Source organism: Nonomuraea coxensis DSM 45129, assembly GCF_019397265.1.
GTDB lineage: Bacteria > Actinomycetota > Actinomycetes > Streptosporangiales > Streptosporangiaceae > Nonomuraea > Nonomuraea coxensis.
In genome coordinates this window covers 3,558,068-3,572,591 of record NZ_CP068985.1, presented here as the reverse complement: position 1 = coordinate 3,572,591, position 14,524 = coordinate 3,558,068, and the positions used below count along the sequence as shown (strand labels likewise).

Sequence of the window (14,524 nt, the reverse complement as noted above, 5' to 3'; positions counted from 1 at the left end):
GAATCAGCTTGATCATACGAGCCGGTACGGCCCGCGGAACGGGTGAAAGCCGCCGGCCGTCAGGCCGACGCCGGCTCCCAGACGAAGCCGTCCGGGTCCGTGAAGGGCCCGGCGTCGCCGCCGATCACGAGCCGGTGCGAGCCGCTGCCCTCCTGGGGGACGCCGGCGTCCTTGGCGAGCGCGCGGCGCGGGTAGAGCGCCAGCGTGACGGCCGACGACGGGGTGGCGAACTCGACGTACTTGCCGCCGAAGCTCTTGGCGACGGCCAGGCCGCGCCCGGCGTAGAAGCGCTTGCTCGCCTTGACGTCCGCCACGCCCAGCAGCAGCGCGACCTGGCCGACGCGGCGGGCGGCGGGGGCGGTGTCCTTCTTGGCCGAGGTCGCGATCTTGCAGATGGTGCCGTCCGGGGCTCGGACGACGGCGCCGTAGCCCCAGAAGCTCTTCGTGGCCGGCTTGAGCGCCGTCGCCCCGGCCTCCAGGGCGGCGGCGACGAAGGCGTCCACATTGCCCGGCTGGGACACCACGAGGGACAGCGCGAACCCGCGGAAGCCGTCCGCCGGCGACTGGGCGGCCCTGAGGCGCACGTACGGGCTCAGGCCGAAGGCGTCGTAGAAGGCGCTCGCGGCGGCCGGGTCGGGAACCTCGAGGGTGACGGTGGCGAAGGCGGTCATGACGGTGCTCCTTGGGATGAGGGGTTCACTGGTCCTGGAGGAGGCCGAGGACGTTGCCGTCGGGGTCGGTGACGGTCGCCACCCGGCGGCCGGCGCCGACCTCGTGCGCGGCCTCCCGCACCACGGCCCCGGCGGCGGTGAGCTCGGCCAGCTTGGCGTCGAGGTCCGCGACGTGCCAGTACGCCACCGGCGTCGTCATGGCCTGCGGCCCGCCGCCCGGCACCAGCCCGATGTGCTGGCCCTCGGCCTCGAAGCCGACGTAGTAGGGCGAGTCGGCCTGCGGCTCGACGCCGAGCAGGGCCACGTACACCGCCTTGGCCCTGGCCAGGTCGGACACCGGGTGCAGCACGGTCCTGATGCCGGAAGTGCCGGTCATGGTCGCTCCTCGTGGTCGTGGGTCGCGTTCGACCCGCTTTCTTCGTGGTCACAGCCTGGCCGCCGGACCCGCCGCGCCACATCCGTGGTGACCACGGATTCTCGGTACGTACCGGGTGCGGGAAACTAGGACAGTGGTGACAGAAGCGGCAGAAGCCGAGATCTCCCGCCGGGAAGCCGAGGTGCTGGAGCTCGTCGGCGACCATCTCAGCAACGCCGAGATCGCGGCCCGGCTGTGCATCTCGGTGCGCACCGTGGAGAGCCACGTGTCCTCGCTGCTGCGCAAGCTGGAGGTGCCGGACCGCCGGGCGCTCGCCCGCCGCGCGCCGGGCCCGGGCGGCGCGGCCTCGGACCGGCCGGCGGCCGTCCTGCCCGCCCCGCTCACCTCGTTCGTCGGCCGGGCCCGTGAGCGGGCCGAGCTGGCCGCGCTGCTGAAGGAGCACCGGCAGGTCACCGCGGTCGGCCCCGGCGGGGTGGGCAAGACCCGGCTCGCGCTGGCGGTGGCCGCGGAGGCGGCCGGAGCCTACCCCGACGGCGTGTGGTTCGCCGACCTGGTGCCGGTCACCGACCCCGGCATGATCGCCGCCGCCGTGGCCGGCGCACTCGGCCTCGGCGAGCAGCCCGGCCGCGATCTGGCCGACTCCGTGGCCGCCGCGCTCGCCGACCGGGACGCGCTGGTCGTCCTGGACAACTGCGAGCACGTGATGGACGGGGTGGCGCCGTTCCTCGAACGGCTGCTGGCCACCTGCCCGCGCCTGACCGTGCTCGCGACCAGCCGGGCGCGGCTGATGGTGCCGTTCGAGCGGGTGTACCCGGTCCCGCCGCTGTCGCTGGCCGCCGACGGCGACTCGGACGCGGTCGCGCTGTTCATGGAGCGGGCGGCGGCGGTCGGCCGGCCGCCGGACCCCGCGCTGCGCGGCCAGATCGCCGCCGTCTGCGCGCGGCTCGACGGGATGGCGCTGGCGATCGAGCTGGCCGCGGCCCGCTGCCCCACGCTCGGCCTGGACGGCATCACCGCCGCCCTGTCCCACCCGCTGCGGATGCTCACCGGCGGCTCCCGCGCCGACGAGCGGCACCGGTCGGTGCGGGCGGCGCTGGACTGGAGCCATGCCCTGCTGGAACCGGCCCACCGGGCGCTGCTGCGCCGGGTGTCGGTGTTCGCGGCGCCGTTCACCGCCGCCGCGGCGGCGGAGGTGGCCGGGTACGAGGAGTGCCTGGTGGCCGACGGGCTGGCCCGGCTCGCCGAGCAGAGCCTGCTGGTGGTGGCGGCGACGCCGGACGGCACCGAGTACCGCGCGCTGGAGACCATCCGCCAGTACGCGGCCGAGCGGCTCGCCGAGGCCGGCGAGCGCGACGAGGTCCACTCCCGGCACCTGCGCTGGTGCCTGGCGCGGGCGGCCTGGCTGGAGGAGGCCAGGCCGGGCTGGCGGGCCCGGTTCGACCAGGTCGCCGACGACCTGCGCGCGGCCCTCACGTGGGCGGCCGGCCGGCCGGAGCTGCGCGAGGACGCCTTCGGGCTCGCCCGGCGGCTGGCGGAGCTGGCCTTCACCCGCAACCTGACGGGCGAGTCCCAGCGCCGCTTCGAGCAGGCGGCGGCGCTCGCGGCCGGGCCCGCCGAGAGCGCGACGATGCTCCGGCAGGCCGCCTCCGTGGCGGGCTGCCGGGCGGCGGGCGACGACATGTACCGCCTGCGCCTCGCCGCCGCGGCGGCGGCCCGCCGCGCGGGCGACGCGGCCGGGGCCGCCGCCGACCTGGCGACCGCCGCGACGATGGCGTTCCGGTACTGGGCCACGTTCGTCCGGGTGCCGTCCCGCGAGGAGGCGCTCGCCCTGATGGCCGAGGCCCGGCAGACGGCGGGCGGCGACCAGGCCACGCACGCCGCGGACGACCAGGCCACGCCGGTCGGTGGCGAGCCGGGCGCGCCGGTCGGTGGCGAGCCGGGCGCGCGGGCCGCGTTGGCGTTGGCCGAGGCCGCCGTGGTCACCGACGCCTTCGGGGCCGTGCAGGGGCCCGCCGACAACGTCGCGGTGCCGGAGACGATCGCGTGCGCCGAGCGGGCGGTCGAGCTGGCCGCCAGGACCGGCGACCCGCTCGCCGAGTCGGCCGCGCTCGACGCGCTCACCTGCGCGCACATCTGGGCCGGCGACGCCTTCGCCGCCGCCGCCAGGTCCCGGCGGCGGGTCACGCTCCTGTCGGCCCTGCCACCCTCGCCGGCCGTCACCCACGAGCTGATCGACGCGCTCGGCATGGTCACCGAGGCCGGGCTCGGCGCGGGCGACGTGCCGGACGCCCGCCGCTGGGCCCGGCAGCTCGACGGCCACCCGTCGCTGGCGGAGGTCGGTCACCGGGCGCCGCTCATGGTGGACGCGCTGGCGGGCGACGTCGAGGAGGTGCTGGCCGGCAGCGTACGGCTGCTCGACGCGTGGCGGCGCGCGGGCAGCCCGGCCCGGGCCCACCTCGGGCCGGCGGTGGCCGCCGTGGCGATGGTCCACGGCCTGCGCGACGACCACGACGCCGAACGCGCCTGGCGGGAGATCCTGGACCGGCTCGACGTCTCGGCGGAGCGCGCCCACGGCTACGCGGCCGTCTTCGACGGCATGCTGCTGCTCCACCGCGGCCAGGCGCGGGAGGCCGCGGAGCGGATGGCCCCCGAGGCGGGCGAGGTCTGGAAGTGGGTGAGCTGGATCTGGCACCACTGGTACGTCGCCCTGCGCACCGAGGCCGTCGTCCTGGCCGGCCACTCCGGCGCCCGCCGCTGCGTGGCCGAGGCGCGCGCCGCCGTGGCCGGCAACCCGGTCGCCGAGGCCCTCGTGGCGCGGGCCGGGGCCGTGCTCGACGGCGACCGGGAGGCGCTGCTCGCCACGGCGGACGCCTTCGACGCGGCCGGCTGCCCCTACCAGTCCGCGCGGACCCTGCTGCTCGCCGGCGGGGAGCACGCCGGGCGCGGGAGCGCCACGCTGGCCGCGCTCGGCCTCGCGCCGAAGGCCGTCAGCCTCTGGTGAGCGCCGCGATCCCGTTCATCTCCGGCCCGTCCGGGAACAGTACGGTGTCCGCGTCCGCCTCCGAGGACGCGCCGCGAACCGCCCGCCGACCGACAGAGGAGCAGACTTGACCGCCCCCGCCCCCACGTCCCATCAGCAGGAGATCGCCAAGGAGCTCCAGGTCGGCGCGTCCTTCGAGGCCGCGACGGAGATCGAGCGCCGGGTCGCCTTCCTCGCCGCGCAGCTCACCGGCTCGGACCGGCGCGCGCTGGTGCTCGGCATCAGCGGCGGCGTCGACTCCACGGTGGCGGGCCGGCTGTGCCGGCTCGCGGCCGAACGGGTCCGCGAGGCCGGGCGGGAGGCGACGTTCATCGCGATGCGGCTGCCGTACGGCGTGCAGGCCGACGAGCGGGACGCCCGGCTCGCGCTGGAGTTCATCCGGCCCGACCGGGTCATGACGGTGGACGTGAAGCCCGCGAGCGACGTCTCCCTGGAGTCGGTGCTGGCCGCCGGCCTGACCTTCCGCGACGAACGGCACCAGGACTTCGTGCTCGGCAACGTCAAGGCCCGCCAGCGGATGATCGTCCAGTACACGGTGGCCAACGCGCACGACGGCCTGGTGGTCGGCACCGACCAGGCCGCGGAAGCGATCTCCGGCTTCTACACCAAGTACGGCGACGGCGCCGCCGACGTGGTCCCGCTCGCCGGCCTCACCAAGCGCCGGGTGCGGGCCGTCGGCGAGGCGCTGGGCGCGCCGGCCGCCCTGATGCGCAAGGTCCCGACCGCCGACCTGGAGACGCTGAACCCCGGCGTGGCCGACGAGGACGTGCTCGGCGTCTCCTACGACACGATCGACGACTTCCTGGAGGGCGAGCCGGTCGACGACGCGGCGCTCACCGTGCTGATCGACCGCTACCGGCTCACGGAGCACAAGCGCCGCCCGCCGATCACGCCCTGAGCCGCCCGCCGGCGCTCAGTTGCCCACGCCGAGGTTCGCCATGAACGCCGCCGGGTACCGGTCGCCGCGCGCCGCGCCGGGCGGCACCGCCTTCTCGATCGCGGCGAGGTCGCCGGCGGTGAGGTCGAGCTCGGCGGCGGGCAGCGCCTCGGCCAGCCGCTCGCGGGTACGCGCGCCGACCAGCGGCACGATGTCCTCGCCCCGCGCGGCCACCCAGGCGATGACGAGCTGGGCCACGGTGCAGCCCTTCGCCTCGGCGACCCGGCGCAGCTCGGCCACGAGGGAGAGGTTGTGCTCCACGTTCCCGCTCGCGAACCGGGGGCTGAACCCGCGGGCGTCGCCGGGGCCGGCGGCGCGGGCGGCGGTCCAGTGCCCGGAGATGAGGCCGCGCCCGAGCACCCCGTACGCGGTCAGGCCGATCCCGAGCTCCCGCAAGGTGGGCAGGACGTCCGCCTCGACCGCGCGGGAGATCACCGAGTACTCGATCTGCAGGTCGGCGATCGGGTGCACGGCGTGCGCCCGGCGGATCGTGGCCGCGTCGACCTCCGAGAGGCCGATGTGCCGGACGTACCCGGCGTCCACCAGCTCCTTGATCGCGCCGACCGTCTCCTCGATCGGCACCGCCGGGTCCAGCCGGGCCGGGCGGTAGATGTCGACGTGGTCGGTGCCGAGCCGGGTCAGCGAGTGCGCCAGGAAGTTCCGCACCGCCTCGGGGCGGGCGTCGTTCCCGCCGAACCCGCCACCGGGCCGCAGCAGCATGCCGAACTTCAGGCTCAGCACGTAGCTGTCGCGGGCCCGGCCGCGCAGCGCCTCGGCGAGCAGCAGCTCGTTGTGGCCCGCGCCGTAGAAGTCGCCGGTGTCGATCAGGGTGACGCCGGCGTCCAGCGCGGCGTGCACCGTGGCGATGCTCTCCGCGCGGTCGGCCTGGCCGTACGCGCCCGACATGCCCATCGCGCCCAGGCCCAGCGCGGAGACGACCGGTCCTGTGGTCCCCAGTGTCCGCGTCCGCATCATGTTCTTCTCCTTCTCGCCGCAGGGCTTCCGTCCCCTCCCACCCTGGGCCCGGCCGGGGACGGGCGTAAGCGGAGCGCCGATCGTGGGAGAGCCGCTCCCTGGCTCGCCCTCCGGCGGCGCGGCAGGATGGAGTCATGCACCGTGAGGAGCTCGCCGACTTCCTGCGCCGCCGCCGGGAGGCGATCCGCCCGGCGGAGGTGGGCCTCGCGGACGGCCCCCGGCGCCGCGCCGCCGGCCTGCGCCGCGAGGAGGTGGCGATGCTGGCCGGCATGTCGGTGGACTACGTCGTCCGCCTGGAGCAGGGCCGCAGCAGCCGGCCGTCGGTCCAGTTACTGGGCGCGCTGGCCCGCGCGCTGCGGCTGTCCGACGACGAACGCGACCACCTGTTCCACCTGGCCGGCCACCGGCCCCCGCCCGCCGACCACCTCGCCGGCCTGGCCCGCGCCGGGCTGATCCGCATGCTCGACCTGCTGGGCGACACCCCGGCCGTGGTGCTGTCCGACCTCGGCGAGTTCCTCGCGCAGAACCGGATGGCCGTCCTGCTGATGGGCGACCACACGGGGCTCACCGGCGACCGGCGTTACCTCGTCTACCGCTGGTTCACCGAGGCCGAGGTCCGCGCCGTCCATCCGCCGGAGGAGCAGGAGCATCACGCCCGCCAGCTCGTGGCGGACCTCCGTGCGGTCGCGGGCCGCCGCGCCGGCGATCCCGTGGTCACCCGGCTGGTCGAGCGCCTGCTGGCCGCGAGCGCCGGTTTCCGCCGGCTCTGGGCCGAGCACGAGGTGGCGGTCCGGCGTACCGACCGCAAGAGCCTGGTGCACCAGCGGGTGGGCCGGCTGGTGATGGACTGCACCACCCTGGTCACCCCTGACCAGAGGCAGCAGCTGCTGGTGTTCACCCCGGCGGACGACGAGGCCCGTGAGCGGCTTGAGCTGCTGCGCGTGCTCGGCACCGAGGATTTCCGCACCGTGGGATGATCGACGCGTGGCGGACGTGATCTTCTTCGACCTGGACGGGACCCTGGTCGACCATCGCAGCGCGGTCCTGGAGACCATCGCCAGGATCGTCCGGGCCGCGCCGGGCGCGACGGCGCCGCCGGACGAGCTGGTGGCGTTGTGGTGGAGCCTGGAGGCGCGCCACATGCGGGAATACCTGGCCGGTCAGTGCTCCTTCGCCGAGCACCACCGGCGCAGGGCCCGTTCCTTCCTTCCGATGCTCGGCGAGCCGGTTCCCGACGATCCCGGGCTCCTGGACGCCTGGATCGACGTCACTCCAGCTCCACCAGTCCGAAACCGAGCTGGCTGTAGAGCTCCAGCTGGTCGAAATACTCGCGGTGGGAGTCGATCCTGTCGTCGGAGATGTGGGTGGCGCAGCTCGCCCTGACGGCGATCCGGCGGCCCGTGCCGGCTATCTCGTGACCGCCCGGCACCAGGAGCAGCCCGGTGTGGGTGCCGGTGTAGGTCCATTCGGTGACGGCCGGGTTGTCGCAGTCGCTCACCTCGAACCACGCCGCCATGTGGAAGTCCGGGAACGCCTTGAAGAGCTGCTGGTAGATCCAGCCGATCTCGTCGTGTCCCTCCGCGACGCCCGCCGGCGAGACGAAGACGGCGTCCGGGCTGTAGCAGGCGAGCACACCGGACAGGTCGTGCGCGTTGACGGCCCGGTTCAGCCGATGTTTGACATCCCAGTAGGTCGACATGAACACCTCCGAGCGGATCGGGTGCGGGTCGCGTCGCCTCCGCGTCTCTTCCAGTGTCCGTGCGACCGCACGCACGACAGTGCCATGGGCGCGTCAAATGGTCTTTCCCGCATGGGCGCGACGTACGACGCGGGTAGATCGTCACGGACGTCGCGGCGGGCCGCCGAGCCGTCAGCGGGAGGGCTCCCAGCCGCGGCGCGCGGCGGGCCTGTGCTCGTCCCTGCTGCGGTAGACGATGTACGGCCGGGTGAGGTAGCCGACGGGCGCCGTGAGCAGGTGCACCAGCCGCGTGAACGGCCAGATCGCGAACAGCGCCAGGGCGCTCAGCGCGTGCGCCTGGAACAGCGGCGGCGCGCCCGCCATCAGCTCCGTCCGCGGCTGGAAGGCGAAGATCGACCGGAACCACGGCGAGACGGTCGTGCGGTAGTCGTAGCCGCCGCCGGCGAGGTTGGCCAGCACGGTCGCGGCCAGCCCGAGGGCGATGGTGAGGGCGAGGACGGCGTACATGAGCTTGTCGTTGCGGGTGGTGGCGGTGAAGACCGGGCCGACCGTGCGGCGCCGGTAGACGAGGATGGCCAGGCCGGCCACGGTGGCGAGGCCCGCCACCGTGCCCAGCACGACGGCCAGCAGGTGGTAGAGCTCCTGGCTGACCCCGAGGGCCGCGGTCCAGCTCTTGGGGATCACCAGCCCGCCGACGTGGCCGAGCGCCACCCCCAGGATGCCGAAGTGGAACAGCGGGCTGCCGATCCGCAGCAGCCGCGACTCGTACATCTGGGACGAGCGCGTGGTCCAGCCGAACTTGTCGTAGCGGTAGCGCCAGAGGTGGCCGAGCACGAACACGGTGAGCGCCACGTACGGGAGCACCGCCCACAGCAGGACGCTCATCGGCTCACCCCGTCCATCGCGTACGGCTCCAGCCCGACGGCCTCGGCCGGAGGCCCCTCGGCCAGCAGCCGCGCCGCGGCCTCCCGCTGCCGTCCGGTCGGCGGCGGCAGGGTGTCCAGGACGGCGGCGACGACGTCCGCGTACGGCGAGCGCTCCTCCTCCAGCGCCGCGCGCAGCACCTCCAGGCCGGCGCGGTGCTCGCTCATCAGCCGCAGGGCGGGGCCGGGCGCGCCGCGCGCCGACAGCTCGCACACCACGGCCAGGTGGTCGGGCAGCTCGCCGTCGGCGAGCTCGAACCCGGCGGCGCGCAGCGCGTGCTTGAAGCGCAGCAGCGCCGCGCCGCGCTTGCGGGTGTCGCCGTAGGCGTAGTAGGTGAGGTACGGGCAGCAGCGCCGCTGCAGGTCGAAGGTGGCCACGTAGTGGGCGGCCAGTTCGGCGGGGCCGGTGGCGGCCGCGTGGGTGAGGAAGGCCGACAGCCGCCGGCGCGGCTCCCCCTGCGGCAGCCCGTCCACCGCGGCGCGCAGCACGTCCAGCCCGCCGTGGAGGCGCTCGTCGGGGTAGCCGAGCAGCACGGAGGCCACCATGTGGGTGGTGCGCAGGTCGTGTTCGCTCACTTCCGCCTCCTCTTGGGGAAGAGCCCGTCGGGGACGCCCTTGCCGTCCCAGTTGAGCAGGTTGACCCGGCCGCGCAGCTCGCCGGCGTCGTCGAGGTCGTCGCCCTCCTGGCGTTCGCGCAGGGCGTGGAAGTTCTCGACGGCGACCGGGGCGGGCCGGCCGGAGGCCTCGCCGAACGGGCCGTTCATGCCGGGGCCGCCCTCGTAGTCGAGGCTGCAGCCGGTGGCCAGCTCCTCCAGCTGGGCGCCCTGCTCGGCGTGCGCCTTGGGGATGACGTACCGCTCGCCGTAGGGGGCCAGGGCGAGCAGCCGGTGCATGTCCTCGACCTGCTCGCCGGTCATGCCGACGGCGGCGGCGATGGACGTGTCCTGTGCCTGGCCGAGGTTGATCCGGCGCATGTGGGAGCGCATCGCGGCCAGGCGGCGCAGCACCGCCCGCACCGGCTCCTCGTCCCCGGCGGTGAACAGCTCGGCCAGGTAGCCGACGGGGATGCGCAGCGTGTCGATGGCGCCGAACAGGTTGCCGGCGTCCTCGCCGTCGTGGCCGGTGCCGGCGAGGGCGTCCACGACGGGCGACAGCGGCGGGATGTACCAGACCATCGGCATCGTCCGGTACTCCGGATGCAGCGGCAGCGCCACCTCGTAGTCGAAGATCAGCCGGTACACCGGGGACCGGCGGGCGGCCTCCAGCCAGTCGTCGGGGATGCCCTCGCGCCGGGCGGCGGCGGCCACCTCGGGGTCGCGCGGGTCGAGCAGGACGCGCTTCTGCGCCTCGTACAGGTCCTTCTCGTCGGGGGTGGCGGCGGCCTCGGCCACGCGGTCGGCGTCGTACAGGACGAGCCCGATGTAGCGCAGCCGGCCCACGCAGGTCTCGGAGCAGACGGTCGGGATGCCGACCTCGACGCGGGGGAAGCAGAAGGTGCACTTCTCGGCCTTGCCGGTGCGGTGGTTGAAGTACACCTTCTTGTACGGGCAGCCGGTCACGCACATGCGCCAGCCGCGGCAGCGGTCCTGGTCGACCAGGACGATCCCGTCCTCGGTCCGCTTGTACAGCGCGCCGGACGGGCAGGAGGCCACGCAGGAGGGGTTGAGGCAGTGCTCGCAGATGCGGGGCAGGTAGAACATGAACGCCCGCTCGAACTCCAGCCTGATCTCCTCCGACACCTTGGCCAGCACCGGGTCCGCCGAGGCCAGCTCGGGCCCGCCGGCGAGGCTGTCGTCCCAGTTCGCGCTCCAGCTGATCTTGGTGGGCCGGCCGGTGATGAGCGAGCGCGGGCGGGCCACGGGGGTGTCGGCCTGCATGGGCGCGGAGAACAGCCGGTCGTAGTCGTAGGTCCAGGGCTCGTAGTAGTCGCCGATGGACGGCATGAGCGGGTTGGCGAAGATGGACAGCAGCTTCTTCAGCCGCCCGCCGGCCCGCAGGCGCAGCCGCCCGCGCCGGTTGAGCTCCCAGCCGCCCTTCCATCTGTCCTGGTCCTGGTAGGTGCGGGGGTAGCCCTGGCCGGGGCGGGTCTCGACGTTGTTGAACCACACGTACTCGGTGCCGGCCCGGTTGGTCCACGCCTGCTTGCAGGTGACGGAGCAGGTGTGGCAGCCGATGCACTTGTCCAGGTTCATCACCATGGCGAGCTGTGCCATGACGCGCATCAGTAATCGACCTCCTGGCTGCGGCGGCGGATCACGGTGACCTCGTCGCGCTGGTTGCCGGTCGGGCCCAGGTAGTTGAAGGCGAACGAGAGCTGGGCGTACCCGCCGATCAGGTGGGTGGGCTTGACGAGCAGGCGGGTGAGCGAGTTGTGGATGCCGCCGCGCAGGCCCGAGGTCTCGCTCTTGGGCACGTCCACCACCCGTTCCTGGGCGTGGTACATGTAGACCGTCCCGTCGGGCATGCGGTGCGAGACGACCGCGCGGGCCACGACGACGCCGTTGCGGTTGACCGCCTCCACCCAGTCGTTGTCCGCGATGCCCGTCCTGGCGGCGTCGGCCGGGCTCATCCAGATCGTCGGGCCGCCCCGTGACAGCGTCAGCATCAGCAGGTTGTCCTGGTACTCCGAGTGGATGGACCACTTGGAGTGCGGGGTCAGGTAGCGGACGACGAGGCCCCGCTCGCCGCCGTCCCCCAGGGCGGGCTCGCCGAACAGCGCGGTCATGTTCAGCGGCGGCCGGTAGACCGGCAGCGCCTCCCCCGCCTCGTGGATCCAGTCGTGGTCCAGGTAGAAGTGCTGCCGGCCGGTGAGGGTGTGCCAGGGCTTGCGGTGCTCGACGTTGACGGTGAAGGCGGAGTAGCGGCGGCCGCCGCTCTCGCTGCCCGACCATTCGGGCGAGGTGGTGACCGGCACCGGCCGGGCCTGCGTGTCGGCGAAGGTGATCCGCTTGTGCTCGTCGGCGAGGCCCGTGAAGTCCGTGCCGGTGCGGCGGGCCAGGGTGGCGAACCCCTGCGCGGCCAGCCGGCCGTTGGTGGTGCCGGACAGCGCCAGGATCGCCTCGCACAGGTCCACGTCGCGGGCCAGCGACGGCCGGCCGGCGGCGACGCCGTGGCGTACGGTCCCGTTCGTGCGGCGCAGCCGCTCCACCTCCTCGCCGACCTCGTAGGTGAGGCCCTTGGTGGTGGCGCCGAGGGTGTCGAGCAGCGGGCCGAGCGCCGCCATCCGCTCCGCGACCGCGCCGTAGTCGCGCTCCACGACGGTGACGCGCGGGAAGTTCCTGCCGGGGACGGGCACGGCGCCGGTGCGCCGCCAGTCGTCCACCCGGCCGTGCGGGCTGGCGCACTCGTCGGGGGTGTCGTGCAGCAGCGGGGTGGCGACCAGGTCCCTGCGGGTGCCGAGGTGGGTCCTCGCCAGGTCGCTGAACGCCTCGGCGATGGCCTGGAAGGCGGCGACGTCGGTGCGGGTCTGCCAGGGCGGGTCGATGGCGGGGGTGAAGGCGTGCACGAACGGGTGCATGTCGGTCGAGGAGAGGTCGTGCTTCTCGTACCAGGTGGCGGCCGGCAGCACGATGTCGCTGAACAGCGTGGTGGACGTCATGCGGAAGTCCAGCGACAGCAGCAGGTCGAGCTTGCCGCGCGGCGCCCGCTCACGCCAGGTCACGTCCCGGGGCCGCTGTTCCGGGGCGGCCTCCTCGGCCCGCAGCGCGGCGTCGGCGCCGAGCAGGTGCCGCAGGAAGTACTCGTTGCCCTTGGCCGAGGAGCCCAGCAGGTTGGCCCGCCACACGGTCAGCACGCGCGGCCAGTTGGCGGGCGCGTCGGGGTCCTCGCAGGCGAAGCCGAGCTCGCCGGTGGCGGCCCGGCCCGCGACGTAGGCGCCCGGGTCCTGCCCGGACGCGGCCACCTCGTCGGCCAGGTCCAGCGGGTTGCGGTCGAACGTCGGGAACGACGGCATCCACCCCATGCGCGCGGACGCGGCCAGCAGGTCGGCGGTGGCCTTCCCGGCGAAGGCCCCCTCGGCGAGCGGCGAGGAGACGGCGTCGGCGGTGTAGGTGTCGTAACGCCACTGGCCGGTGTGCAGGTACCAGAACGCGGTGCCGATCATCTGCCGCGGCGGCCTCGACCAGTCCAGTCCGGACGCGAGCTGCGCCCACCCGGTGATCGGCCGGCACTTCTCCTGGCCGACGTAGTGGGCCCAGCCGCCGCCGTTGACGCCCTGGCAGCCGGTCAGCGTGGTCAGCGTCAGGAACGAGCGGTAGATCGTGTCGGAGTGGAACCAGTGGTTCGCCCCCGCCCCCATGATGATCATCGATCGGCCGCCGGACTGCTCGGCGTTCGCGGCGAACTCGCGGGCGATCCGGGCCGCCCGCGCGGCCGGCACCCCGGTGATCGCCTCCTGCCAGGCCGGCGTGTACGGTGCCGCCGCGTCGTCGTAACCGGACGGCCAGTCTCCCGGCAGCCCGTCGCGGGCAACCCCGTACTGGGCCAGCATCAGGTCGAACACCGTCGTCACCAGCCGCCCGCCGATCTCCCTGACCGGCACCCCCCGGCGCAGGACCCCGTCCGCGACGTCGAAGCGGGGCAGCGCCACCTCCACCGTCTCCGCGCCCTCCCCGCCTTCCCCGTCGAGCAGCGTCAGCGCGGGGTCGGCGTCGCCCAGGTCCAGGTTCCAGCGGCCCTGGCCCTGCTCGGCGTAGCGGAAGCCGAGCGAGCCGTTGGGCACGACCGGCTCACCGGTGCGGGCGTCGACGACCACTGTCCTGAACGCCCCGTTCCCGTCCTCGTCGTCGCCCAGGTCGGCGGCGGTCAGGAACTTGTCGGGCACATAGGCGCCGTCCCGCTCCCGCAACCCGACCAGGAACGGCAGGTCGGTGAAGCGCTTGACGTAGCCGGTGAAGTACGGCGTCTCGCGCGCGGTGAAGAACTCCTTGAGGATGACGTGGCCCATCGCCATGGCCAGCGCCCCGTCCGTGCCGGGATGCGGGGCCAGCCACTCGTCGCCGAACCTGGCCGCGTCGCTGTAGTCGGGGCTCACCACGACGACCTTCTGGCCCCGGTAGCGGGCCTCGGTCATGTAGTGGGCGTCGGGGGTGCGGGTGACCGGCACGTTGGAGCCCCAGAGCATCAGGTACGCGGCGTCCCACCAGTCCGCCGACTCGGGCACGTCCGTCTGGTCGCCGAACACCTGGGGGGAGGCCACCGGGAGGTCGGCGTACCAGTCGTAGAACGACAGCATGGCGCCGCCGATCAGCGAGACGAACCGGGCCCCGGCCGCGTGCGAGGCCATGGACATCGCCGGGATCGGCGAGAACCCGGCGACCCGGTCGGGGCCGTAGGTCCTGATCGTGTGCACGTGGGCGGCGGCGATGATCTCGCAGGCCTCGTCCCAGCCGATCCTGACCAGCCCGCCCTTGCCCCGCGCCGACTGGTAGCGCGCCCGCCGGTCCGGGTCGGCGGTGATCTCCGCCCAGGCCGCGACCGGGTCGCCGAGCCGGGTCCTCGCCTCGCGGTACATCTCCACCAGCACGCCCCGCGCGTACGGGTAACGCACCCGCGTCGGCGAGTAGGTGTACCAGGAGAACGCGGCGCCGCGCGGGCAGCCCCGCGGCTCGTACTCGGGCCGGTCGCCGCCGACGGTCGGGTAGTCGGTCTGCTGCGCCTCCCAGGTGATGATCCCGTCCTTGACGTAGACCTTCCACGAGCACGAGCCCGTGCAGTTCACGCCGTGCGTGGAGCGGACGACCTTGTCGTGGCTCCACCGGTCGCGGTAGAAGGCGTCGGCCTGCCGTCCGCCGATCTGGTACAGGGTCCGCCGGTCGGGGGAAACCGTTCCTTTGCGTAGGTGCCGCCCCATCCTGAGCAGCGCGTCGCTCACCGGCCCGTCCGTGCCCGCCATGCTCGCTCCC

11 protein-coding genes are annotated in these 14,524 nt (G+C 74.2%); 3 read left to right on the top strand and 8 right to left on the bottom strand.

Annotated elements, in window-relative coordinates; translation table 11 throughout:
- Window positions 1-59 precede the first annotated feature (59 nt).
- Both Nocox_RS16705 and Nocox_RS16700 read right to left on the bottom strand, forming a co-directional pair.
- Window positions 60-671 carry a VOC family protein gene (locus tag Nocox_RS16705; RefSeq protein ID WP_020547848.1) on the bottom strand — a complete coding sequence of 204 codons (612 nt, stop codon included), beginning with the start codon at window positions 669-671 and terminating at the stop codon, window positions 60-62.
- A 25-nt stretch (window positions 672-696) separates the two neighbouring features.
- Entirely contained in the window at window positions 697-1,047 is a 351-nt protein-coding gene (locus Nocox_RS16700; RefSeq protein ID WP_020547849.1) for a VOC family protein, read from the bottom strand.
- A gap of 133 nt (window positions 1,048-1,180) precedes the next feature.
- On the opposite strand from Nocox_RS16700, the gene Nocox_RS16695 reads away from it, so the two are divergent.
- Together Nocox_RS16695 and nadE are read left to right on the top strand one after the other, a co-directional pair.
- Window positions 1,181-4,048, top strand: a complete 2,868-nt coding sequence (locus Nocox_RS16695; protein WP_246649801.1) for an ATP-binding protein — start codon at window positions 1,181-1,183, stop codon at window positions 4,046-4,048.
- 106 nt (window positions 4,049-4,154) lie between these two features.
- Window positions 4,155-4,985, top strand: coding sequence for an ammonia-dependent NAD(+) synthetase (gene nadE, locus Nocox_RS16690; protein WP_020547851.1), 831 nt, complete (start codon window positions 4,155-4,157; stop codon window positions 4,983-4,985).
- 15 nt (window positions 4,986-5,000) lie between these two features.
- Here the strand turns inward: nadE and Nocox_RS16685 are convergent, their stop codons facing one another.
- Window positions 5,001-5,999 (bottom strand): aldo/keto reductase, encoded by a 999-nt coding sequence (locus tag Nocox_RS16685; RefSeq protein ID WP_020547852.1) that lies wholly within the window; start codon window positions 5,997-5,999, stop codon window positions 5,001-5,003.
- A 134-nt stretch (window positions 6,000-6,133) separates the two neighbouring features.
- Between Nocox_RS16685 and Nocox_RS16680 the strand changes: the two genes are divergently transcribed.
- Complete coding sequence (locus Nocox_RS16680) at window positions 6,134-6,976, top strand: helix-turn-helix transcriptional regulator (protein ID WP_020547853.1); 843 nt, start codon at window positions 6,134-6,136, stop codon at window positions 6,974-6,976.
- A gap of 290 nt (window positions 6,977-7,266) precedes the next feature.
- Here the strand turns inward: Nocox_RS16680 and Nocox_RS16675 are convergent, their stop codons facing one another.
- The 5 genes from Nocox_RS16675 to Nocox_RS16655 all read right to left on the bottom strand — a co-directional run bounded on the left by Nocox_RS16675 (window position 7,267) and on the right by Nocox_RS16655 (window position 14,514).
- A complete protein-coding gene (locus tag Nocox_RS16675; protein WP_051112811.1) occupies window positions 7,267-7,698 on the bottom strand; it encodes an ester cyclase in 432 nt (143 codons plus the stop codon).
- A 171-nt stretch (window positions 7,699-7,869) separates the two neighbouring features.
- Complete coding sequence (narI, locus tag Nocox_RS16670) at window positions 7,870-8,583, bottom strand: respiratory nitrate reductase subunit gamma (RefSeq protein WP_020547855.1); 714 nt, start codon at window positions 8,581-8,583, stop codon at window positions 7,870-7,872.
- Window positions 8,580-9,197 (bottom strand): nitrate reductase molybdenum cofactor assembly chaperone, encoded by a 618-nt coding sequence (gene narJ, locus Nocox_RS16665; protein ID WP_020547856.1) that lies wholly within the window; start codon window positions 9,195-9,197, stop codon window positions 8,580-8,582. Before narJ ends, narI begins: the two co-directional genes overlap by 4 nt.
- Window positions 9,194-10,843 carry a nitrate reductase subunit beta gene (gene narH, locus Nocox_RS16660; RefSeq protein ID WP_020547857.1) on the bottom strand — a complete coding sequence of 550 codons (1,650 nt, stop codon included), beginning with the start codon at window positions 10,841-10,843 and terminating at the stop codon, window positions 9,194-9,196. The genes narJ and narH overlap by 4 nt, the downstream gene beginning before the upstream one ends.
- Window positions 10,843-14,514, bottom strand: coding sequence for a nitrate reductase subunit alpha (locus tag Nocox_RS16655; protein ID WP_020547858.1), 3,672 nt, complete (start codon window positions 14,512-14,514; stop codon window positions 10,843-10,845). The genes narH and Nocox_RS16655 overlap by 1 nt, the downstream gene beginning before the upstream one ends.
- Between the last annotated feature and the right edge of the window lie 10 nt (window positions 14,515-14,524).